Genomic DNA, 22839 nt, shown 5'->3' with positions numbered 1-22839 from the left:
GTTCCTGGACTTCCGGCACCTCCGCAGACCATCTGGAGGCACGCACTGATGCCCGACCCCGTGATCGACGCCGACCCCGTGCTGGCCGGGGTACTGCTGGCCCTGACGATCGCTGCCGAACCGAGAGAGGCCTTCGGGGCACCGGACGATCCGTTGATCGACGGCCTGTCCGCCGGGTCGACCGGACTCGAGGACAACGGGTCCGATGCTCCGGATCCGTGGCCGGACGTTCTGGCGATGGTGTCCAGCCTGGTCAACGGCTCTACCGCCTGGCAGACGACGTACGCGATGATCGCCGCGCCAGACGGCGACGAGTACCGAGCGGGCCTCGCAGGATTCACACTGCGGGACGGGGTGCTGTACGAGTTGGTCCGGCTGTACTGCGACCGCCAGCCCGGCAACGTTCTGGAGAAGTATCTGGACGCCCTGCGCACGGAACAACTCGGCGAGCTCGGCGCCGGCTTCCGGCGGGACTGGCAGCTGGCTGCTGCGGACCCGGCGTTCCGGGCGGCTCAGGACGAGGAGCACCACAGGTTGTTCCTGCGGCCCGCAGCCGAACTCGCCGGATCCGACGGCCTGGGCGCGCTCGGACAGTTCGTGTACTACGACGCGATGGTGATGCACGGTGCGGGCGGCGGCTGGATGGGTTTCGCGGCCCTCCGGGACCAGGCGCGGAGGACAGCCGTACCCCCCGCGGACGGCGGGGACGAATGCCGTTATCTCACTGCGTTTCTCGACTCCCGGCACAGCGTCACCCGACTGCTGCCGGCAAGGCCGGGAATGTTCCGGCTGGAGTCCGTCCAGCGCGAGTTGCTGGGCGAGGGAAACCTGGAGCTCGAGCGACCGCTGTGCTGGCAGATCGGCCGTCGTGATTTCCACTTGGCCTGAGCCATCGTGCGAAGGACCCGGGTGGCGCGTTCCGGAAGGGGGTGAGGCCGCGCCGCCCGGGTCATCCGGCGGGGTCGGCGAAGGGGGAGTGCCAACCACGGGTCGAGCTTGCCGTGGCACGATCGAAGGACGCAACAATCACGGTGGAAACCTGTGGGAGTCACCGAATCCCTGCGGTCGGCCACTGTGAAATGTTGGCTGATCGAGCACCGGCACGCGGTCCGCGCGGCTGACCAGTCCGGCAGACGGCCCGAGCATTCGCTCGTACTGCGCGTGGTAGAACTCCGGCAGGGTGGCGGAGCCCCCGTCGTGGAAGTCGCGCAACTGCCGATCGTCGCGCAGACGGTCCAGGATCGTTCGATAGCTGCCGATCGTCGCCTTCGTTTCTTTGGATCGGTCTCGTCCATGAAGTGCTTCAGCAACTCGACCGGCTCCTCCCCACGGTCGGTGTCCAGACCGAACATGAAGTTCGTCTGCAGGTAGGGCACGTGCTCGTCGAAGACCGGATCGAACCGGACGGCGAAGTTCGGATCGTGGAATCCGATCAATGCTCTGGGAACGTGGATCGACAGATATTCGAGGTCCGCGGCCAGGTGGTCCGGGGACGGCTGACGGTAGGGATTGTTCCAGTCGATACAGAGGTCACAGGTGTAGGGGCAGCCGACGCCGGCCAGCATCGGCGCCGTGGTGAGACCGGACGCTTAACGGTCGCTCGAGACGATCGAGCCGGGGGTGAACTGTTCGTCGAGGATGTCGGTCACCGGTGCCTCGTCGCACTCGCGGACCACCAGACCGAAGAATCGGGTGCGGTCGAGCGAGAAGGCTGGCGTGTACGAGGCGATGAAGACGACGTCCAGGTCGTCCGGCAGTAGTTGGTGGGCAGTGCCGAGGCCGTAGTACGTCGCGTAGAAGGTTTGGTGGCCGGCCCGGCGGCACAAGACCGAGATGGCCTGAGGAGTGACGCTGGCGAACTGTCTGGTCAGGGTGGCCCGGTAGAACTTGTCGATCGGCCGGGCGGTCGGCAACGCCAGGATGTCGAGGATTCCGATCCTCATCGCAGGCCTGCGGAAATCTCTCGGGTCCGCTGCCAGGCAGCTCGCTCGGCCTGCCATCCGGGTGCGATCAGCCGATCCGGCACGGCGACGAGACGGGAGCGGTCCCACTCGAGGGACCAGCCACCGAGGGTCAGGACAACATCGAGCGCCATCGCGGTGAATCCTCAGATGAACAGGTCGTCGACGGTGAAAGCCGGCCCCGTGTAGCCGGACGGGTGGCGGAAGGTGACCCGCGCCGAGGAATCGGCAAATAGCGACAGCGGGACGTCGTGGATCGCGGCAACCTCCGTCGAGCCGGTGAGCTCGACAGGTTCGCGCCACCAGGCGACCACCGGGGCAACGGCCTCTTTGCTGACCGGAGGATGAATGGCGGGCAACGCGGACACGATGTGGACGCCGTCCAGGGCGAGGCCGATCTCCTCCTGCGCCTCGCGCAGCGCCGCTCGCACCGGGTCGTCCTGGTCGGCAGCACGCAGATGTCCACCAGCGAAGGCGATCTGGCCGACGTGCGCCAGACCGCCGGCGCGTTCGGTCAGGACGACCTCGAGGGCATCGTGGCCTTGAGCAAGCAGGATCAGCACCGCGGACAAACGCAGCTCTGACCACCTGCCGTCAAGGGTCAACTGGTAATACCGGCGATAGAGCAAGAACCCTTGGAAAGCCTGTACCGGCAGTGACCAGTGCCTAACACTCCGCCTGCAGAACGGCCATCGGTGGTGACCTTTGCCGGACAGTGGGTTTACCTTTGGGTCATTGGAGAGCATCCTGTCCGCATGACCGAGATGTCAGGTGCGGACTCGCTCGTGGAGCTGCTGCGGCTGCGTGCGCTGGAGCAGCCTGACCAGCTCGCGCTTGTCTTCCTGCCGGACGGGTCGACCTCGAAACAGGAGAGCTGGACCTACGGCGAGTTGTTCAGCCGGGCCGGGGCGGTGGCTCTTCGACTGCGCAGGGAGGACCGTACGACGAAACCGGTCGTGCTGGCACTGCGTCCGGGACTGACTTTCGTGGCGGCGCTCTTCGGCGGATGGATGGCCGGGGCAACGGTCGTGCCGACGGCTCCGCCGCTGAACCGGCGCACCGCGGAGCGACTGCGTTCGATCGCGCAGGACTGCCGGCCCGGCACCATTCTCGTCGACGAGGACCTGCGAGGGCGAGCGCTGCACTGCGCGTCGGCGCTCGCCGCCGTACCTGCCGCGACCTGGTGCGTACTCGACACCAGTGGGACCGGCCACACCGACGAAGTGCAGGCCGCCGATCCGGCGATGATCCAGTACAGCTCGGGTTCCACCGGCGAACCGAAAGGCGTCCTGCTGACGCACGCGAACCTGATCAGCAACTGCGTGGTGCTCGGCCACCACATCGGGACGGAGGCCGATCGGGTTGGTCTGTCCTGGCTTCCGCCGTACCACGACATGGGACTGATCGGGACGATCATGCTGGCCGTGCACGGCGGCTGGCCGCTGGTGATGATGACGCCGGAGCACTTCGTCCAGGATCCCACCCGGTGGTTGCGAGCGATCACCGAGTTCGAGGTGACGATCACCGTCGCACCGAACTTCGCCTTCGCGCTGTGCGCGGAACACGTCACCGACGAGGAGGTCGTCGCGCTCGACCTGTCCAGTCTGCGTCAGGTGTTCTGCGGCTCTGAGCCGGTCTCCGCTGCCACGTTGACTGCCTTTCGCGAGAGGTTCACTCCCGCCGGCTACGACGAACGCAGCCTGATTCCCTGCTATGGCCTGGCTGAGGCAACACTGTTCGTCACCGGGAAGGCCGCCGGAAGCGAAATCACGCTGGCGCCGAACGGCGAGGTGGTCAGCTGCGGCACGGTGGCGATCGGCCATGAACTGGCGGTGACCGACGAATCAGGAGCGCCGCTGCCCGATGGCGAGATCGGCGAGATCCGGGTTCGCGGACCGAACGTGGCGACCGGCTATCACGGGCGTCCCGAGCTGACCAGGCGGACGTTCGGCGCGGACGGCTGGTTGCGGACCGGCGACCTGGGGTGTCTGCGGAACGGTGAACTGTTCGTCACCGGCCGAGCCAGCGATCTGATGATCGTTGCCGGGCGCAACCTCTATCCGCAGGACGTCGAGGAGTCGGTGCTGCGCAACCATCCGCCCGTACGCCGGGCCGTCGCCTTCGGCATCATGACCCAGGACGCCGAAGAGCTCGTGGTGATGGCAGAGGTCCGTGACGTGGAAGACGCGGCCCGGCTCGTCAGCGCCATCACCGCCACGGTCGCCACGCTGCACGGAGTACGGCCGGCCGATGTCGTGCTGCTGCCGGCCGGCGCGATTCCGGTCACGACCAGCGGTAAGGTCCGCCGGAATCCGGCGCGTGACAGCTACCTGGCGGGAGTGGCGAGCTGATGCGAAAACTGGCCTGGCTCACCGTCGGCGGCTCTACCGTGGGCTTCGTGACCGCGATCGTCTTCAGCGCGCGCACTGGTCTGTCCTGGCGAGACGTCGTGCTGTTCCTGGTGATGTACCTGGTCACGTCGTTCGGGGTGGAAGGCGGCCTTCACCGGTACTTCTCCCACCGTTCCTACTCGGCTGGGCCGGTCCTGACCTATTTCCTGGGCATCGCGGGCAGCATGGCCGCGCAGGGCCCGATCCTGTTCTGGGTGTCGATCCACCGCAGGCACCACGCCTTCGCCGACCGCGACGGTGATCCGCACTCACCACAGCCGATCGGCACCGGCCGCTACGCCGTACTGCGAGGTCTGTGGCACGGGCACGTCGGCTGGTTGTTCACAGTTCGCCGTGACAACTGGGCGAAGCTCGTCCACGATCTGCTCGACGACCGCCGAGTGGTGACGATCGACCGGTACTACGGCGCCTGGGTCCTGCTGGGCCTGGCCCTACCGGCAACCGCCGGTGGCATCTGGTCAAGCGATGTCCAGGGGGCGGTAGGAGGACTGCTCTGGGGCGGCCTGGCCCGGATGTTCGTACTCGACCACGTCACCTGGGCGGTCAACTCCTTCGGTCATCTGGTCGGCAGCCGACCGCACGAGACCCGCGACGGCAGCCACAACATCGCCCCACTGGCGCCGCTGTCGATCGGTGGGTCCTGGCACAACAACCACCACGCCCAGCCCGCGCTGGCGCACAACCGGCAGAGCTTCTGGCAACTTGACCCGGCCGGCACGGTGATCAGGCTGCTGGACCGGACCGGCCTGGTCTCCGAAGTGCGCTACCCGGACCGAACCACGAGCAACTGAAAGGAGATCGAGCATGCCTCTGGCAGCCGCCTCGCAGGGCATCGTGAAGCTCGATCCAGCGGGCCTGCGGATCAAGCGGTTCTCGGCGCTGACGACGATGACACTGCCCCTGATCGGTACAGCGGTCGCTTGCTGGCTGGTCGTTACCGGACAGGTCACCCGCACCGACCTCGCACTGCTCGTCAGCATGTACTGCGTGCACTTCGTCGGCGTCACGGTCGGCCTGCACCGCTACCTCGCCCACAAAGCGTTCAGAACGTCACGCTGGTTCTCCGACCTTTTGATGATCACCGGGTCGATGGCGGCTCAGGGGCCGTTGCTGTTCTGGGTGGCAACGCACCGCCGGCACCACCAGTTCTCCGACCGTGAGGGCGACCCGCACTCGCCGAACCTGCACGGCTGGGCGCTGAGGCAACGGCTGCACGGACTCTGGTACGCGCACATGCCGTGGATGCTCAGCGAGGAGAACTCGAAGTGGTCGGTGTTCGCGCCTGATGTTCTCGACGATCGAAGGCTGGTCCGCCACCACCAGCTGTATCCCGCCTGGGTCCTGCTGGGCCTGGCGCTGCCGGCCGCACTCGGCGGAGTCATCGGCGGATCGCCACGTTCGGCGCTGACTGGCCTCGTGTTCGGCGGCCTGGCCCGGATCTTCGTCGCCAACCAGGCGGCCTGGTGTGTCGGTTCGATCTGCCACGCGTTCGGCCGCCGGCCGTTCGACAACAAGGATCACAGTGCCAACAACTGGCTCGTCGCCCTGCTCACCTTCGGTGAAGGTCTGCAGAACAACCACCACGCGTTCCCGCGGTCGTTCCGGCACGCGGTGCGCTGGTGGGAGCCGGATCTGAGCGGCGTACTGATCGCCGGCCTCGGCCGGCTCGGAGTCGTTTGGGACCTGCGCGAACCCGATGCGGCGGCGATCGCCCGCCGTCGCCGTCCGAAGGAGTGAGATGTTCAACCGGACCCACGACATTCCGTTGCCACCGGCACCTGTCACCGAGGCAGGGCTACGGGAGTGGCTGGTCGCTTTCGTTGCTGCCCGGCTGGAGGTCTCGCCGGAGGAGATCGATCCCGGCCGGCCGTTCGAGGACTACGGACTCGACTCCCGGGCGGCGATCCAGCTGTCCGGCAAGCTGGAGAAGGTGGTCGAGCGGCGGTTGTCACCGGCTCTGCTCTACCAGCACTCGTCGATCGACGCTCTGGTGCGGCACCTGAACGTCACCTCGGAACCGAGATGACCGCTGAGCCGGCGCTCGAGGCCTTCCTGCGCAAGTCCCGTGAACTCGAAGGTCGCAAGCTCACCGAGTCGATCCCACGCGAGTACTTCGAGCCGCGAACGGCTCGCGGTCTGCTCGGCTTCGCATTGAGCTGGGCCGTGTACGCCGGCGCCGTGGCAGGTCTCGTCTGGGCGCCGACTGCCTGGCTGTACCCGCCGCTGTGGATTCTCGCCGGGCTCGGTGGCTGGGGCCTGCACTGCATCGCCCACGACTGCGGTCACGGGTCGTTCTCCAGGTCACGCCGGCTCAATGTGACCGTCGCGAGTCTCTCGCTGCTGCCGCTGCTCTACCCGTTCCACTCCTGGCGCCATGTGCACAACATGCACCACGCACACACCAACAACCTCGAGCTCGACACGGACTGGCGGCCGGTGCCGGCCGGTCTGTACGACCGGATGCCGCGCCCGCAACGAGTTCTCTACGCGGCCACGCGTACCTGGGCCTTCTGGGGAGGCACGATCCGGTACTGGCTGGTCTCCGGCTTCCGCCCGGGGTTCTTTCCCAAGGCGTCCATGCGCAGCGACGTCCGGCGCTCGATCGCCGTCACGGCTCCGCTTGGGATCGGCTGGCTCGCCGCGCTGGTGTGGCTGACCGGAGTACCCGGTCTGGTGGTGTACTTCGCCGTGCCGTGGCTGATGATCCACCTCTGGTTCAGCGCCACCACCCTGATGCACCACAGCGCGTCGGACGTGCCGTACCTGACCTCGGAGTACTGGACCCGGAACGCGGGAAGGTTGCTGATGACAACGGATTACACCTATCCCCGGGTGCTTTCCCTGCTGACCCACAACATCTCGGTGCACACCGCGCACCATGTCGCTCCGGCCGTACCGTTCTACAACCTGCCGCAGGCCCAGGCCGCGCTCAAGCGGGCCCACCCCGGGATGGTGCGGGAGGACAAGGTCAGCCTGCGCGGCCTGTGGCAGATCCTGCGCAACCTGCACCTGTACGACGAGAACTCCGGTTTCTACGCCCACTTCTCCGGTACTCCGGTGGCGCCGGGCACCGGACCGGAAGGGAAACGCCTGTGACGGCACCGGCGATCGGTCCGAGTGAGGCCCTGGCGGCGATGTTCACGCCCGAAGGCAAGCGCGATCCCTATCCGCTGTACGAGGCCCTGCGCGAACTCGGACAGGTCCAGTCGCTCGGTCCTGACCTGACTCTCGTGCTCGGTTACGAAGAGTGCGCCGCGGCACTGCGGGACCAGCGGCTGCTGGTCACCGACGCGGCGGTGCACACCCGGACCGGGATGCTCGAGCACTCGTCGTGGCAGTGCTTCACCAAGATCATGATGTTCAGCAACGAACCGGATCACGAACGGCTGCGGAGATTCTCCCGGGCGGCGTACTCCACCAAGAGCGTGGACGCGCTGAAGCCGCGGGTCGAGCGGATCGCCGCCGACCTGGTCGGCCGGCTCGACCCGTCCGGCCCGGTGGACCTGGTCGGGGAGTACACCTTCCGGTTGCCGATCACGGTGACAGCGGAGTTGCTCGGCATCCCGATCGACGACGCCCGTGCGCTCCGGCCGGCCATCACGGCCTGTACGACGGCGTTCGAGCCGATCCTGGAGCTCGACGAGCTTCGGCCGGGCGATGCCGGAATGGACGTCCTGACCGACTACCTGACCGAGCTGGTCCGGCACAAACGCGAACACCCGGGCGATGACCTGGCCAGCTCGATGGTGCGGGACCGGGACGCCACCGGCTCGATCAGCGAGGAGGAGCTGGTCGCGGGCCTGGTGATGTTCCTGATCGCCGGCGCCCAGACACCCAGCGACCTGCTGGGCAACGTGGTCAGGCTGGCTGTCCGGGAGAGGGCGGCACTCGACCAGGACACGACGCCTGCCTTCGTTCAGGAAGTACTGCGGCACGAGCCGCCGATCCACGCCCTGACCCGGATCGCGGCAACCGATCTGGACCTGGCCGGTCACTCACTCCGGGCAGGATCCCGGGTGCTGCTCGTCCTGGCGGCGGCCAACCGGGACGCTCGGCGGTTTCCCGATCCGGCCCGGTTCGACGTGGGCCGGGCGGACAACCAGCCGATCGCTTTCGGGCTCGGACTGCACTACTGCCTCGGGGCCGCGTTGGCACGGATGCAGACAGAGGTGGCCGTTGCTGCCCTGTTCCAGGCTTTCCCAGGTGTGCGGCAGGTGGGCGAACCGGAGTACCGGGCTCAGCTGGTGCAGCGTGGGCTGATGCGATTCGAGGTAACTCTCCGATAGGTCACCGGTAGTCCTTGACACAGACCTTACAGACCACGAAACTCATACCACTTGACCAATGGTCAAGTGGCCGCGAGCTCCTCGCGCGCCGGCCTCAGTGACCAGGGGAGTCATTCATGCGGCTGAGTCACCGCCGTTCACGCTGTGCCGTCGTCCTCGGACTCGTCGTGACTGTGGTGCTGTCCGGCTGCAGTCAGATCGTGCAGGGCCAGCCGGACGAGCAGCCGGTCGACCTGATCATCGCGACCTTCAACGACTTCGGCTACGAGGACCTGTACGCGGAGTACGAGCGGCTGCATCCCGGGATCAAGATCACGCCCCGCCGGTCGGAGACCGTCGACGAGCACGTGAAGAACCTCGACACCAACCTCGCCTCCGGGTCCGGGCTGGCCGACATCGAGGCGATGGAGATCGGCTGGATCTACAAGTACCTGGCCCAGGCGGACAAGTTCGTCGATCTGCGCGACCACGGCGCGAACGATCTCACGGCTCGATGGCTGGACTGGAAAGTCGCCGGCGCCACCGCGTCGGACGGCCGGATCATCGGCTACGGCACCGACATCGGCCCGGAGGCGATGTGCTATCGGCGGGATCTGTTCGCGAAGGCCGGTCTGCCGACCGACCGGCGGGAGGTGGCCAAGCTGTTCACCGACTGGAACGCGTACTTCGCGACCGGCCGTAAGTTCCGGGCGAAAGTGCCCGGCTCGGCCTGGTACGACTCGTCGGTGCTGATCTGGGACGCGATGCGCAACCAGTTGGCTGAGGCCTACTACTCCAATCAGGACCGCTACATCGGCGCCGAGAACGCTCGGCTGAAGCAGGTCTGGGGGCAGATCGCCGCGGGTTCGCAGGACGGTCTGTCCGCGCGGCTGCCGGCCTGGAGCGACAACTGGAGCAAGGCCTTCCGCACTGACGCCTTCGCGACCATGGCGTGCCCGGGATGGCTGCTGGGACAGATCCAGGAACGAGCCGGCCGGTTCGGCAACGGCAAGTGGGACGTCGCGGACGTGTTCCCTGGTGGAGGTGGGAACTGGGGCGGTTCCTTCCTGACCGTGCCCAAACAGTCCGGCCAGTCGGGCGAGGCGGCGGCTCTGGCCGCGTGGCTGACCGCACCCGAGCAGCAGATCAAGGTGTTCAAGAAGCTCGGTTCGTTCCCGTCCACGGTGGACGCCTACAACGACGAGCAGGTACGGAGCCAGGTCAACGAGTACTTCAATCATGCCCCGGTCGGGAAGATCTATATCGAGCGCGCCCGGAACGTGTTTCTGAAACAACACAAGGGGCCGCGTGACGGTGAGATCAACCAGGTGTTCGCCGCGGCACTCGAGCGGGTCGACGAGCGCAAACAGACTCCGGCAGCGGCTTGGCGGCAGGCATTGAAAGAAGCCGACAAACGAGCCCGAATCACCAGGACCCCGAGTTGACCACAGGCAATCTTCGGTAGTTCTCTAGGGTTTCACCGACCCGGCCGCGCGGATTTGACGGCAGCTGTCGTCCGAGCGCATTGTCGAACCGACGCCGCCCCGCGTCGTGACAGTGAGGTGAGGTGTCGTGATGAGCGCCGAGGTGGAGGCTTTGTCGGATCAGGGGTGGTTGCTGCTCCGGACCGGCCGCGATCGCGAGACGGCCGTCTGCCGTGCAGTCTGCGTACTCGCCAGTGGTGACGGGACAGACTCGCCGCGGCTGTTGTGGCGATCGTTGTTCACGTTGCTCAGCGCTGGCGATCTGCTGCGCGCCGACGAGCACTGTCATCGACTGGCAACGAATCCCGTCGCCCCTCGATCCTCGCTCTCCGGCCAGGTGACCTCTCTGGTCCAGGCCAGAGTGCGCTATCTGCAAGGGCGTCCGACGGAGGCTCTGGCCCGCTTCGAGGCGTTGGAGGCTCCGCGAGGTGTCGACCCGCTGGCCGGCGTACGGGCTGCTTGGACCATCGAGACGCTGCTCGACCTCGGTGAACCTTGCGCTGCCGATGCGCTGCTGCGGTCGATGCGACTCGACGGACCGGTGTCGCCCCGGGTGCCAGGACGATCGCTGCTGCTGGTGGCACGCGGGAGGGTGCGGCTGGCACTGGACAGCCCGAGCGCCGCGGTGGTCGATCTGCTGGACGGCGGCCGTGAACTGGTCAACCGGGGAGTCGTCAACCCGGCGGTTGCCCGCTGGCGGTCGCACGCGGCGCTCGCTTTCATCCACGACCGGGCCGACACCTCCAGGGTTCTGGCCACCGAGGAGTTGTCCCTGGCTCAGGGATGGGGTGCGTTGCCGGATCTGGGCTGGGCACTGCACGTCGATGCGCTCGTCAGTGCCGACGAGCAGACGCCTGGACGCCTGGCCGAAGCCATCGAGTTGCTGGAGGTCGCCGGTGCCCGTACCGAACTGACCGAGGTGCTGTACGGCGCGGCAAAGGTGTTCGTGTCCACCGGAGATCTGCCGGCTGGCCGGCAACGGCTGCACCGGGCAGCGGAGATCGCCGCCGAGGACGGCAGGGTCCAGTGGAAAAGCCGTGTCGATGTGGCACTGGACCAGCTGAGCAGGCGGCGTCCCCCGTGCCGGCTGACCAAGCAGCAGTGGCGGGTGGCAACCCTGGCACGATCCGGCTCGACCAACCAGGACATCGCCCACCAGCTGCAGTTGTCGGTCCGGGCGGTGGAGTTCCACCTGTCGGCGACCTATCGCCGACTGGGGATCTCCGGCCGCCAGGAGCTCTACCAGACGATCGGCTGAAGGCGGGCCCGGCTGCCGTCGTGGGTCAGGATCATCGCCTGACGCAGTTCGCTCCGGCCGGTGATGCCGAGCTTGCGGTAGACCGAGGACAGGTGGAACTCGATCGTCCGGACGGTCAGGTGCATCCGCTCGGCGATCTCCCGGTTGGTCCGGCCGGGTTGTACCTCGCGCGCCACTGCCGCCTCCTGCCGGGAGAGCCGTCCTGAGCTCGAACTGGAGTCCAGCTGAGCGAGGGCCGTGGTGATTCTGCCGTTCCACAACTGGTTGCCGATGGCCGCGGCGTCACCTTGTGCCAGGTTCAGCTCCTCGGCAGCCAGGACGTCATCGCCCTGTCCGGCCAGTACAACCGCCAGGTCGTAGCGGGTCCGGACGAGGTCGAGGAGCGCGCCGCTGCCGGCCAGGTTCGATTCCGCTTCGCGCAGCGTTGCCAGTCGGCTGCTCTCGTCCTCGATCACTCGAGCGGACATCTGATGGGCGAAGCCGACCGTTCGGGCCGCACCCCAGGTCCGGCTCGCTGCCAGGTCGTCCTGCGCGAGCGCGCGGGCCAGCAGGTCCCGCCCTGTCATGTGGGCGCACAGGGCGGCGAGCGATCGCCACGGCACCACGCCTGGGTTGATGACGGCCCAGTCGGTCAGTTCGCGACCGCTGGCGCAGAAGTCCTCGTAGGCTGCATCGAACCGGCCGGTGGCCAACTGGAGGACTCCGCGCGACGCGAGCAACTCGGCCCGGCCGTGAGCAAGGTCCAGCTGGCCGTCGTAGCGCCAGTCGCGCAACAGTCCGGTGGCCTGCTCCAGCTCGCCGAGGTCGACCAGCGCCGAGGCCAGCCAGGCGATGGCAAGCGGTTCCAGCCGCCGCGGTAGCTGATTCCGGATCAGCGGCAGCAGCAGGTCGACCGCCTGGCTGCTCCGGCCTGCCCGGGCGTAGACCCGGGCCAGCATGACCTCAGCGGCCGCCCTGACCATCAGGTCGGTGGACAGAGTCAGGCGTTGGCAGTACAGCTCCGCTTTTCGCAGTTCGTCGGCGCAGACCAGTGCCAGCAGCGCGCGCCAGATCGTCTTGGCGTCGGTCCGGGCGGCGTTGTCGAGTACGCCGCCGGCGACCTCGATCACCATCGCGCGGCGGCGGCCCTGGTTGGCCTTCAGCAACGCGAACAGCATCTTCGCGGCCTGGTCGTCCACTTCGCCCGCCCGGCCGGCCGGCCCGAGATCACCACCGACGTAGACCAGTTGCTCGAGATCCTCCGGCCGGATCCTGGCCGGGTCCACGCCCGCCCAGACAATCGCCTGCCGGCGCCCCAGTTGGTGTGACATCAACTCCAGCTCTCCGAGATGGCACCAAGCATCTTCACCACCATTGTTTCCCGATTCATCGACAAATGCACTGCGGTGCTGCCACAGACATTTTCATGCTCCGTAGAACTTTTGCCGTGACCTCTCCTGCGCTCATCCGACGCGATTTGTTGCGATCACGTCAAGAATCGAAACAATGACGCTCAGCTGTTCGGGACGGTGGTGGGGAGGTCCTCGGGCTCCAGCGTGCTGAGCTGGTCGGGGGACGGGGCGGTGGTTTCGGCGAGGCGGTGGGCCTGGTTCTCGGTCAGTTGCTGGAAGGTCTGGCGAGCGGTCCGGCCGTTGCCGAAGTGGGCGGTGCGCGGGGAGTTCTGGAACAGGGTCTGCAGGCGCCGGCGGGTCTGCGGGGTCATCGCGTACTGGTGCCTGCTCGCGTGGAACTCGACGATCTCGGTGAGCTCGGTGGGGCTGTAGTCGTCGAAGGTGAGGGTCCGGGTGAAGCGGGACGCCAGGCCGGGGTTGGAGCTGATGAACCGGGCCATGTCGGTGGGATAGCCGGCCACGATCACGATGGTGTCGTCGCGGTGGTCCTCCATCAGTTTGACCAGGGTCGCGATCGCCTCGGTGCCGAAGTCGTTGCTGTTGCCGGCCGGCGTGAGCGCGTACGCCTCGTCGATGAACAACACCCCGCCGGCCGCCTGGTGGAAGGCCGCCGTGGTCTTCGGAGCGGTGTGTCCGACGTACTCGCCGACCAGGTGGCTGCGGTCGACCTCGATCAGGTGGCCCTTGCTGAGCAACCCGAGTGCTTTGAGGATACGGCCGTACAGCCGGGCCACCGTGGTCTTTCCGGTACCGGGATTACCGGCGAAGACGAGGTGACGGCTCAGCGGTGGTGCGGGCAGACCTGCCTGTTGCCGCAGGTGCACGGTCTGCATGAGCTTGACCATCGAGCTGACGTCGTTCTTGACCCGGCCGAGCCCGATCTGCTCGTTGAGTTCGGCGAGGATGTCGTCCAGGGTCTCGTCGACCGGAACCTCGACCGACTCCAGGAGCCCGGCCGGCTCGTTCGGCGTGGCCGGACCACCCACCGAAAGACCTGGTACGGCGATCTCAGGTTCGTTCGCCAGCAGCGGTGCGCCGTCGGCAACGCAGTCCTCGAAGGTGGCGGCGGTGTTCTGATCGCCCCCGAGTGCGCCGGCGCAGTCACGAATCCGGACCTGCCGCAGCGCCGGCTCCGCCCCGGCTCCGAGATGCAGTGCCGGGAAGGCGGTCGAGGTGAGGTCGCAACCGGTGAAGGTTCCGCCGCCGCCGGGGGCGACGAAGACGCCGTTCTTGGCCGCGCCGCGCACCTGCAGGTCGCGCACCACCGGGGCGGTTCCGGACCAGACGACCACGCCCGACCCACCGGGCTGATCGATGGAGACCCGCTCGAGCAGGCTGCTGCCCGCTTCGACCACAAGACCGGCCTCTCCGGTCTTGGTGATCCGGGTCGACTGCACTGTCGCCGTACCGGAGCCGGTCAGTTCGATGCCGGTCTTCTCGGTGTTCTCCACCGTGCACTGCGCGACCCGGTTGGTGGTCGCCGTGCTGGCGATCGAGATGCCCTGGGTGCTGTCCTTGACCCACAGGCCGGTCGTCTGTGCGGCAGCGTCGTCGACGATCGACAGTCCGCTCATGGTCGCGCCGGCCACGGCGCAGGCCTCGAGCTCGGCGGTGGACTTCTCACTGAGCCGGAAGCCGTGCTGTGAGCCGCCTCGAACCAGGCAGTCCCGTAGCCGGGCGGTCGCCTTGCCGGCCAGATGGACAGCGCTGAAGGCTGTCCGGTCGAACCTGGTGTCCGTGATCGTCGCCGAGGCCTCGCCGCTGACGAGCAGACCGTTTCCGCCGCTGTCCGACACCGCGCAGCCCTGCGCCACCAGGCTGGCATTGTCCTGAACCACCAGGCCACTGGCTTTCGTCTTGCGGAGCCGGCTGTCACTGAGCTGGGCCCGGGCGAAGCCGGCCACCTGGACGGCGACCGCCTGACTGCCCTCGATCCGGGTCTCGGAGAGCAGACCCTCCGCGGTGTCCTCGAGCAACAGGCCGGCCATCCCGGTCGCGGTCAGGAACGAGTCGGTCAACCGCATCCGGCTGTCACCGCGGAGCCGGATGCCGTACCCCGCGACCTGCTCCACCCGTAGTCGCTCGGCCCGTAGTTCGGCCCGGCCGGACAGCACGATGCCGACGCCGTCGACGGAGCGTACGACGGTGTCGGTGATCTCCGCCGCGACCCGGCCGGCCAGATGGACCGCGGCCAGCCGGGTTCCGGTGATCCGGCAACGGCGCAGGACCAGCTTCGTCACGCCGTACCCGTTCAGGTCGGATCCGTTGCGGGTCTGGTCATCGCCACGGGCGTGGACGCGAGAACCGGAGATCGTGCAGTCCTCGAGTACCAGCCCGGCGCCTGCCGCCAACGCCACGGCGGGGGTGTCGCCTACCTGGTCCGGCTTGATCGTGAGACCGGTGACGGAGCAGTCGAGTCCCTCCACGATCAGCGGCGGCGCAGTGCTGCCACGGCTACCGGTCAGTGTCACTGTGCCAGGCCCGTGCTGAGCCGTCAGGGTCACGGACCGGTCCAGAACCACCTCTCCGACGTAGGTGCCGGGGGCGATCTGGATCTCGTCGCCAGGCGAACTCGCCCGGACGGCGTCGTCGATCCGGCGGTAGTTGCGCCGGCCTCTGGGGGCTACGGTGCGGATCGTCATCAGGGTGTGTCTCCTGGTTCTGGCATCAGATCGTTCGGGGGCGTGGCCAGTTCGGTGCCCGGGAACTCCAGCGGCGGGAGATCCAAGGCGGGCAGGTCGAGAGGTGGCAGTACAGCGGCGGCGGGTTCGGCGTCGGGGTACCACGGAGGGGCCAGTGAGCCGCGGATCGCCTTGCCCAGATAAGCGTTCAGGGACTTCTCCAGCAGGCTCAGCCCACCGTTCATCCAGAACTCGCCCCACCCACCGCGGTGGATCAGCCGGGATCCCATCATGCCGAGCGCGATCGGCTTGATCAGCCCGGTGCTCACGCTGCTGGTGAAGCCCGCCAGCGCGCCGATCCCGCCCTCGCCGACCGCTTGCCAGCCCTGCAGCGGGACCCAACTGCCGTCGGGCTGCTGGATGCCGAACACGGCGCTGTTCGTGGCGCCGACGACAAAGCCGGCGATCGTTCCGATCCCCAGGCCGAAGGTGAAGTCGAAGACGCCGGAACGCCAGCGCACCGGGCCCTCGTTACCGGCGTACTCCTTGCTCCAGCTCGTGTCCCGCGATGGCGGGGTGGCCCAGTGCCCACCACCGTCGTGATTGCCCAGGCCGCGTTTGAAGTCGCGGAACATCCCACCCGACCTGAGGTCGGTCAGCCCCACCGTGGCGACGGTCTTGAGAGTTCCGCCGATCACCGCGCCGGTGAGTGCCTTGAGGACGTCGACAGGACCGTACGGTTTGTCGTTGGCGGCGGCGATGATGCCACCGATCATCACGTTGGCGCCGAAGTCGAGCAGGAAGTCCTGCGCGAACTCCAGCAGCACCTTCTGGAACACGCTGGACCCGTACGGCGCGATCCGGGCCTCCCGCAGCACGATGTCACCCCCGGGCGCGACGAAGCGCCGTGGGTGCAGGTAGCTACCGGACTCCGGCATCCAGTTCAGCCGGGAAGGTTCGCGCACGCGCCGGCCCCAGCCGCGCAGTTCGGTCAGCGGGCCGCGGAAGTCGAACTCGTTCCCGGTCAGGGTCAACCGGCCGTCGCGCAACTCGAAGACCAGCCCGTTGTCGGTCCGCTCGCCGATCACCCTGCCGTCGCGGTCGTACAGCTTCCACTGCCCGTACTCCGGCTCGGTCTCCAGGAAGTTGTCGCCGGACCCCCGGCGTTCGCGGGCGATCTTGCCGCCGTCGATCTCCTTCCACTGCCCGTACTGCGGACGCCCCTCGAGGTCGAGGGTGTATTCGCGAATCCGTAGCGGTGAGTCCTCGAGATGAACAGGAACCTCCCGCACGACCTCGGGCCGGCCGTCCCGGAACCGCACGTCGCGGAAGTGCACGGCTTGATCAGATGCCTGGCTGCTCCACAGGTCACCGATCCGCCACTCCCGGGTCAGGTCGTCGCCGATCCGGACGCCGTTGCCGTCGAATACCGCGCTGCGCCACCGAGGGCCGCCGATCGTGGGCGGTTCACGCCAGGCTTCGACGTACCGGTGGTCGTCCAGCATCCGTCGCTCCCGGACCAGGTGACCGTCGACATCGAAGTCGCGGAACGAGTCGTCCCAGGCCAGCCGGTCGTCGGTCGAGCCCCGGAAGTGGAACCGCCGCCCTTCCCGGCCAGGGATCTCCGTACCGTTCAGGTCGACCTCACGCCAGGTCCAGAACTCCGATTCCGGTCGGCCGCTCGCGACGACGTAGCGGTCGCTGCCCGGCTCCGGCGCGCGCTGGGACTGACCGGTCAGCCACCCGTGCGCGTCCCGCTCGGTCCACACCTGACCGCCACCTGGTGTCTGGTACTCCCGCACGATCCCACCTGGCCGGCCTTCGCGGACAGGAGTCCAGTAGCCGTCCACGTCGTCCAGTACGTCGACCCACAGGCGTCCGGCCTGGTCACCGTCCAACGGCACCCGGTAGCCCCGTAGGTCGCCGGCCTGCCAGGGAACGGCGCGCGGATCGCCATGCGGGCGCAACGGTCCGGACGCGTGGTCGCCCACCTTCAGTTCAGTGCCGTCGGCAAGCTTCCGGGCCGACCGAACGAAGTTGCCGCTGGCATCTATATCGACCAGGCTCTCGTCCTGGCCGAGGTACCGTGCGCCGTGCGCGGGGTCGTCGCCGGTGCGCTCCCAGCGGAAGATCTGGAACCGGCTGTCGTCCGCCAGATGAGCCATCGCGTCACGCGGCGCGGGATGGCCGAACAACTGCTCCCGGATCCAGACCGGCGGACGCTGCTCACCCTCGCGGACCACCTTGAGGAAGGTCGTGTCGCTCAGGTGCAGACCCGACCCGGAGTCCTTGCCCTGCTTGGACAGTCGCAGCCAGTCGCCGGTGCGGTCGACCGTGCCGTCGGCGTTCCGGCTCAAGGCGAACTCCTGGTACTGCCCGGTGTTCGCGGTCGAGTGCCACTTGCCCCATTTCCGCTGGGCGATCTCGGTGGTCGGGACGCCGTCGACCTGCCGGATGATGCGGTCGGTCCAGCCGTCGCCGAGACTCTCCCGGACGCGTGGCCCGGAGGCGATCTCGGTACCTTGGCCGTCGTACCGGTGCCAGCGCCAGTTGCCATCGGCCTGTTTGACACCGAGGACGCTGCCTGCCAGGTCGTCGTTCTTGTGCAGCCCCTCGCGAAACTCGCGGACCGTGTGCAGGTCCTGTACGTCACGCCAGTCCCTGCCGGAGGTGTCGTAGTGCCTGGTGCCCCAACTGGTCTGCCGGCCGACGTCGTCGTAGGTCGCCCAGGTGGTGCGACGGTTCAGGGAGCCGAACCCCACGGTGTCGGTTCGACGGAAGCTGTCCAGGACGGTGCCGTCAGGCAGTGTCCGGCGCTCGAAGACGTCGACTGCGCCCGCGGTACCGGATGTTAGGCGGATTCGGCCGTTCGGCCCGAGGTCGGCAGCGCCGTGGTGGAAACCGCCCTTGTCCGAGGGCAGATCCTTCAGGTCCGTGCGGGACCAGGTGGGCGAGTCACCGGTTCGGTCGACGACGTATCGGAAGGCGGTCTGCTTGCCGTCGTCGAGGACGTTGAAGCCCTGCCGGAGAATCTTGCCGTCGGCACCGAACTCGTGGAACTCGCCGTGGCGGATGCTCCCTGGAGTGTTCACCTGGATCCGGACTCCGCCGTCCTGGCCGACGGTGACGAGGTGTGGCTGATCGATCCGCTGTCCCGCGCGGTCCACCCAGCGCACGCTGCCGTCGGGCATCAGCGTGACCGTACTCTGGTCCGGTCCGATGGCTCCCGGTCGCAGCGGGGTCGACCGGGAGCTGCCGGGGGAGCCGTCCGGCAGGGTCTCGGCGTACCCGGAGTCGAAGCGGTGGTGGCCGCCGCCGACCGGGAGGTGCGGCGGCCCGGACCACGACTGCGGCGAAGGCATGTACAGGAACAGTTCGTTGTCGTGCAGGGTGTTTCCGCGGAGGTCGGTGGCCAGGTAGCGGAAGTCCTGGCCACTCCAGGTCTGGTCGATCTCGGTCACGTCGTCGACGGTCACCCGGACGGTGACCGAGTCCGCTCCAGGGTCTCGGACCACCTCGACGGTGACAGGGTCGCGGTACCCCGGTCTGGTCGCCGTGAAGGTGCTGGTGTTGCCGTCGGGACCGACTTGCGTGATCACCCGGCTGTCCTCGAAGCCCTCGAACCGCCGGAAGGACTCCTCGCCGAAGGCCCGGGTGAAATCGTCGTACGCGGTCTTCGACGGCAGACCCTCCCACTCGGCGGTGATCAGGTCGTCCAGCCGCTGCACCGGGATCTGCTCGGCCCTGACCGGGATGATCGTGATGCCGTCCTCGACCCGGTTCGGGCCGGTTCGTTCGAAAGCACTGGGGGCAAGCGTGATCTCCCACTGGCTCTGGTTGACCGGTGGCGCGTCGGCGCCGGTGGAGTGGTAGCCGGGTGGATAGGACATCGCCAGCTTGCCGTGGTCACCCGGTACGTCGACTTCGAACACCGCGCGGTGGGCGTTGACGCCGTTGTCCGCCCACTCGCGCTGGAAGTCCCGGCTGCTGGAGGTGGAGATCGGCAGCCGTTCCACGAACTCGTCGGCAGCCATCTGATCCGGGGTCAGCGACATTCCGCGGTAGACCGTGATCGGCTGGTTGGAGCCGTCGAACAGCAGGTCATCGGTAGCCCTGACGAAATCCTTGGTCTTACCGATCAAGGTGCCATCAGCGAGTGCCTGCGGGGTGACGAATCCGCCGAACCCCTTCTTGGAGGTGAAGGAGCCGCCCATCACGTCCTGCATCAGCCGGGCAGTGCCCGGATCACCCGCGGCCCGGCCGAGATCGCGTTGGGACAGCAGGACGGATGCTGTCCAGCGCTTGGTGGCTTCCTCGCCGAGTCCTTCGGGTGTCCGGTGGACCGGTGTACCGGCGGTGCTGGGCTCGTCGAGCCGGTGGAAGGCTCCATTGCGGCCGTAGTGCAGCGCGCCGTCCGGGGAGGCGACCACGATCTGGTCGTCAACGAGCTTGGCGGGCCAACTGGTGCCGTCGCCACTGCCGGTCAGGGCGATGTTCTGGAACCGTCCGAGCCTGCCGTCGGACATGCCGATCGACATCCCGTGGAACCGCCCGCCGTTCAGCAGCACCGACTCACCGATCAGCGAGGGCCGCCCGAATCCGTTCCGGTAGACCCAGGTGTGCAGCGCATCGCCACCGGGACCGGACAACTGCCGGACGGTGACCACGTTGCCGACCGTGCTGACGTCGGCCAGGGACGATCCCGGGCCGGTCAGCGTGGGCCGGCCACCCGTGAGGTCCAGGCTGATCCCGGTGCTGCCGGGAAGGTCCACCTGGCGCGCTCCGCCGCGGGCCACCGGTGGGATCCGGCGATCACCGGTCTCGGGGACGAAATCATTGCGACCGGCAACTATGTTGTCGACCGAGGTGTCGATCCGGGCCCGGTGGCCGGTTCTTGCGTGGTGTTCGAGCGCGGCCCGGGCGTCGTCCACGGCCGGCTCGCCCCGCCCCCCGCCGGGCCCGCCCACCACGTCGGCCTGTGCTCGTTGTGCCTCGTCCAGAGTGCTGAGCTGGGCCTCGATCGCGTCGCCGAGAACGAACTCGCCGCCCTCCTCGAGTCCGGCCTTGACGAAGTTCCGGGCCTCGTCGGTGGCCGGGACGCGGGCGCCGTGCAGATCGGTGAGATGCCGCCCGCCGCCGGGTACCTGCACCACCACGAGGTCGTCGAGTGCGATCCCGCCGTGAACGGGCGGCAGCCGTACGCCGCGGTCGACCAGCCCGCCGGCAAGATCGAACCGGCTGGTGATCGCGGTGGACGGATCGGTGACCCGGAAGCCGCCGCCGTCGAGCACGTCGAGCCGGTTCGCCGGACCGGCGTGGTGCAACTGGTGGCTGGTGACACCACCGCGCTGCTCGACCCGGACGAAAGCGCCCGGGTGGTCCGGAACGCCGGCCAGCGCGACGTCGAACCGGACCGGCGGGACCGGGATCACGTCCACCCGTCGGGCCGCTGAGTTCAGCAGATCTTCGAGGTCGGCGCGAAAATGGTTGGCCGCCGTGGCGTGGGTCGCGGAATCTGCCAGCTGACCAGTGCCTGGACCGGCCGGGATCGCACTGTGGTCAGGCGTCGGCGCGGGCAGCAGATGCCCGAGCTCTGGTGGCCGGACGACGGGGACGCCGACCGTCGCCGGATCGCTGAGCGCGCCCGGCCTGCCGACCGTGCCCGGATGACCGACCGTGCCGGGCGCCCAGGCAGGGCGCAGGTCGAGGCCGTCGAGATCGTCGATCAGCCGGTGAGCCCGCCAGGCGCTGGCCGAGTGATCGCTGAGTGAACCGATCGGCACGTGGAGATCGCCGACGCCAGGAGACGAGATCACCCCGGTGCGCGGTACCTCGATGGCACCCGGCGACGGCCCGGAACCGACGGAGAAGCCGCCGGGTCGCATCGGCGCGGGCAGGGCGAGATCGTCGAAAGCCCAGGCCCTGGTGGGCAATCGCGGTGGCTGCATCGTCGCGGCCCACCGCACGTCGCCGGTCCACTGGGCCCCGCTCCAGTGGATCCGCGGACCGGGCGTGCCGAAATTCGCAGGTGACCCGGGCATCAGCGGTGTCTGGAAGGCGCCGGGCCCTCTCGTCGGCGTCTGCGGCCGGGACGTCAACGCCGGATCGAACGTGATGGCCCGTCCGGTCTGCCCTGCCAGACCGGGAATCGGTGCGCCGAGCTCGAATCTCCCGAGCACACCACGCTCCCAGAACCCGATCCGCAGCGCGCCCAGTAGTCCGTACTCGCCGATCTCGGCGGCGTCGACCGGCAGGAACACCCGCAACCACCTGGTCCCACCGAAGTTGTTCCTGGCGAAGTTCCCGATCCAGCCGAGCCCGGCGAGGGCCTGCTGACCCGTCCACGCGAGGCCCCGGCCGACCGACGACCCCAGCCGGCCGATCTGGGCGACGGTGAACCGGCCGGCCGCCTCGAAGGTCGGGATCGGGTGCACGACGATCCTGGGCAACTGCCGCATGCCGTTGACGAGCCACAGCCCTGAGTTCCGGAAGCCGACGTACGCGGTGGAGGACACCCGACCGATTCCCGGGATCAGTCGATGGAACAGGAACTCGCGGCTGAACAACTGCCGGAACGTCACGGCCATGGACTGTCCGATCGCCTTGACGGCCTTACCGATTCCCTCGGCGATGGCGACGATCGGGAGCGCCTTGGTGGTCGGTGCGATCATCCCCAGCCCGGCGAGCAGCAGGTCGACGACGCTGCCGTCGCCGTTGGCCAGATCGACGGCAGCCTTGACGAACAGCGCGAGATTGACCCCGATGGCCAGCAGCGCGAGCGCGACTCCGCCGAACAGTGACGGCGCGAGGAGCGCGAGGGCCATCAGTTTGAGACCCTCCCAGAACAACTGGCAGCGGGTCACCGGAAGCCTGATGTTCGCGACCGCGGCGATCCGGACGGAGTACTCACCACCGAGACGGGACTGCTCCTCACCGGCGGCACGAGCGATGCCGGCCTGCCGGCCCCGCTCGTCGTCGTCCTCGGGGAGTCCACGCCCGGCCGCCAGCGCCGCGTCGGCGCGGGCCTGCTGGGCGCGGACGATCTCGCTCCACTCACGCAGACTGTTCGACGCGCTCTCGAAGGAGTGGGCGACGTCCTCGACGTGATGCCGCAGCCGCGGGTCGACCTTCTCCCGCAGAGCGTCCGCGGCCGCCCCGCTGAACACCGAGTCGTCGGCGGTGTTCATCACCGCGTCGACGGCGGTCATGATCTCGCGGGCCTTGCCGCCCAACCGGCCGAGGGCTTCGGCCAGTCGGTCGATCGACTCGGGATGTCCGGGCGTGGGGTCCTTGGGCAGGCCGATCGAGTCCCAGTCGTACGGGCGTGCCATCGCTGACCTCCATTACCCAGGGGAGACCTTCACCCCGACCACGGCGCCACCCGGGCGAGGTTCATCCGGATTCGGTGTGAACCGCACCGGGTGCCGGGCGTGGACGCTACGAGGACC

Annotated in this window: 15 protein-coding genes; 9 read left to right on the top strand and 6 right to left on the bottom strand. The window is 68.2% G+C overall.

Going from position 1 to position 22839, the window contains the following annotated elements:
• Positions 1-48: 48 nt before the first annotated feature.
• Complete coding sequence (locus tag AB0P21_RS40850) at positions 49-888, top strand: chitosanase (protein WP_363704877.1); 840 nt, start codon at positions 49-51, stop codon at positions 886-888.
• 701 nt (positions 889-1589) lie between these two features.
• On the opposite strand, the gene AB0P21_RS40845 is transcribed toward AB0P21_RS40850, so the two are convergent.
• From AB0P21_RS40845 to AB0P21_RS40835, 3 genes are read right to left on the bottom strand one after another with little or no spacing between them, the layout of a single operon-like run.
• Entirely contained in the window at positions 1590-1943 is a 354-nt protein-coding gene (locus tag AB0P21_RS40845; RefSeq protein WP_363704875.1) for a hypothetical protein, read from the bottom strand.
• A complete protein-coding gene (locus tag AB0P21_RS40840; protein ID WP_363704873.1) occupies positions 1940-2095 on the bottom strand; it encodes a hypothetical protein in 156 nt (51 codons plus the stop codon). Before AB0P21_RS40840 ends, AB0P21_RS40845 begins: the two co-directional genes overlap by 4 nt.
• A 12-nt stretch (positions 2096-2107) precedes the next feature.
• A complete protein-coding gene (locus tag AB0P21_RS40835; protein ID WP_363704967.1) occupies positions 2108-2524 on the bottom strand; it encodes a CoA pyrophosphatase in 417 nt (138 codons plus the stop codon).
• A 192-nt stretch (positions 2525-2716) separates the two neighbouring features.
• Between AB0P21_RS40835 and AB0P21_RS40830 the strand changes: the two genes are divergently transcribed.
• From AB0P21_RS40830 to AB0P21_RS40795, 8 genes are all read left to right on the top strand, one after another.
• Positions 2717-4312, top strand: a complete 1596-nt coding sequence (locus AB0P21_RS40830) for a fatty acyl-AMP ligase (RefSeq protein ID WP_363704871.1) — start codon at positions 2717-2719, stop codon at positions 4310-4312.
• A complete protein-coding gene (locus AB0P21_RS40825) occupies positions 4312-5163 on the top strand; it encodes an acyl-CoA desaturase (RefSeq protein ID WP_363704869.1) in 852 nt (283 codons plus the stop codon). Before AB0P21_RS40830 ends, AB0P21_RS40825 begins: the two co-directional genes overlap by 1 nt.
• Positions 5164-5176: 13 nt before the next feature.
• Positions 5177-6109 (top strand): acyl-CoA desaturase, encoded by a 933-nt coding sequence (locus AB0P21_RS40820; RefSeq protein ID WP_363704867.1) that lies wholly within the window; start codon positions 5177-5179, stop codon positions 6107-6109.
• A gap of 1 nt (position 6110) precedes the next feature.
• Positions 6111-6398 carry an acyl carrier protein gene (locus tag AB0P21_RS40815; RefSeq protein ID WP_363704865.1) on the top strand — a complete coding sequence of 96 codons (288 nt, stop codon included), beginning with the start codon at positions 6111-6113 and terminating at the stop codon, positions 6396-6398.
• On the top strand, positions 6395-7468 hold the full coding sequence (locus tag AB0P21_RS40810; RefSeq protein WP_363704863.1) for a fatty acid desaturase: 1074 nt from the start codon (positions 6395-6397) through the stop codon (positions 7466-7468). The genes AB0P21_RS40815 and AB0P21_RS40810 overlap by 4 nt, the downstream gene beginning before the upstream one ends.
• Positions 7465-8658 carry a cytochrome P450 gene (locus AB0P21_RS40805; RefSeq protein WP_363704861.1) on the top strand — a complete coding sequence of 398 codons (1194 nt, stop codon included), beginning with the start codon at positions 7465-7467 and terminating at the stop codon, positions 8656-8658. Before AB0P21_RS40810 ends, AB0P21_RS40805 begins: the two co-directional genes overlap by 4 nt.
• A gap of 116 nt (positions 8659-8774) precedes the next feature.
• A complete protein-coding gene (locus AB0P21_RS40800) occupies positions 8775-10082 on the top strand; it encodes an ABC transporter substrate-binding protein (protein WP_363704859.1) in 1308 nt (435 codons plus the stop codon).
• A 130-nt stretch (positions 10083-10212) separates the two neighbouring features.
• Positions 10213-11379 (top strand): helix-turn-helix transcriptional regulator, encoded by a 1167-nt coding sequence (locus AB0P21_RS40795; protein ID WP_363704857.1) that lies wholly within the window; start codon positions 10213-10215, stop codon positions 11377-11379.
• On the opposite strand, the gene AB0P21_RS40790 is transcribed toward AB0P21_RS40795, so the two are convergent.
• From AB0P21_RS40790 to AB0P21_RS40780, 3 genes are all read right to left on the bottom strand, one after another.
• A complete protein-coding gene (locus AB0P21_RS40790; RefSeq protein WP_363704856.1) occupies positions 11361-12689 on the bottom strand; it encodes a LuxR C-terminal-related transcriptional regulator in 1329 nt (442 codons plus the stop codon). The two genes, AB0P21_RS40795 and AB0P21_RS40790, sit on opposite strands and share 19 nt — an antisense overlap.
• A gap of 182 nt (positions 12690-12871) precedes the next feature.
• Positions 12872-15412, bottom strand: a complete 2541-nt coding sequence (locus AB0P21_RS40785; protein ID WP_363704854.1) for a right-handed parallel beta-helix repeat-containing protein — start codon at positions 15410-15412, stop codon at positions 12872-12874.
• The gene (locus AB0P21_RS40780) at positions 15412-22722 is read right to left on the bottom strand and encodes a putative T7SS-secreted protein (protein WP_363704852.1); all 7311 of its coding nucleotides are present in this window, start codon (positions 22720-22722) and stop codon (positions 15412-15414) included. The genes AB0P21_RS40785 and AB0P21_RS40780 overlap by 1 nt, the downstream gene beginning before the upstream one ends.
• Positions 22723-22839: the final 117 nt, after the last annotated feature.

Source organism: Kribbella sp. NPDC056861 (genome assembly GCF_040687575.1).
Taxonomy (GTDB): Bacteria; Actinomycetota; Actinomycetes; order Propionibacteriales; family Kribbellaceae; genus Kribbella.
Note: the sequence above shows the minus strand (reverse complement) of the source record. Positions and strands in the feature narration are given on the sequence as shown.

What these genes read in the sequence shown, in the direction of transcription:
- AB0P21_RS40850 (WP_363704877.1), top strand. Translation starts at nt 49, where the DNA reads ATGCCCGACCCCGTGATCGACGCCGACCCCGTGCTGGCCGGGGTACTG.
- AB0P21_RS40845 (WP_363704875.1), bottom strand. Translation starts at nt 1,943, where the DNA reads ATGAGGATCGGAATCCTCGACATCCTGGCGTTGCCGACCGCCCGGCCG.
- AB0P21_RS40840 (WP_363704873.1), bottom strand. Translation starts at nt 2,095, where the DNA reads ATGGCGCTCGATGTTGTCCTGACCCTCGGTGGCTGGTCCCTCGAGTGG.
- AB0P21_RS40830 (WP_363704871.1), top strand. Translation starts at nt 2,717, where the DNA reads ATGACCGAGATGTCAGGTGCGGACTCGCTCGTGGAGCTGCTGCGGCTG.
- AB0P21_RS40825 (WP_363704869.1), top strand. Translation starts at nt 4,312, where the DNA reads ATGCGAAAACTGGCCTGGCTCACCGTCGGCGGCTCTACCGTGGGCTTC.
- AB0P21_RS40820 (WP_363704867.1), top strand. Translation starts at nt 5,177, where the DNA reads ATGCCTCTGGCAGCCGCCTCGCAGGGCATCGTGAAGCTCGATCCAGCG.
- AB0P21_RS40815 (WP_363704865.1), top strand. Translation starts at nt 6,111, where the DNA reads ATGTTCAACCGGACCCACGACATTCCGTTGCCACCGGCACCTGTCACC.
- AB0P21_RS40810 (WP_363704863.1), top strand. Translation starts at nt 6,395, where the DNA reads ATGACCGCTGAGCCGGCGCTCGAGGCCTTCCTGCGCAAGTCCCGTGAA.
- AB0P21_RS40800 (WP_363704859.1), top strand. Translation starts at nt 8,775, where the DNA reads ATGCGGCTGAGTCACCGCCGTTCACGCTGTGCCGTCGTCCTCGGACTC.
- AB0P21_RS40795 (WP_363704857.1), top strand. Translation starts at nt 10,213, where the DNA reads ATGAGCGCCGAGGTGGAGGCTTTGTCGGATCAGGGGTGGTTGCTGCTC.
- AB0P21_RS40790 (WP_363704856.1), bottom strand. Translation starts at nt 12,689, where the DNA reads ATGTCACACCAACTGGGGCGCCGGCAGGCGATTGTCTGGGCGGGCGTG.
- AB0P21_RS40785 (WP_363704854.1), bottom strand. Translation starts at nt 15,412, where the DNA reads ATGACGATCCGCACCGTAGCCCCCAGAGGCCGGCGCAACTACCGCCGG.
- AB0P21_RS40780 (WP_363704852.1), bottom strand. Translation starts at nt 22,722, where the DNA reads ATGGCACGCCCGTACGACTGGGACTCGATCGGCCTGCCCAAGGACCCC.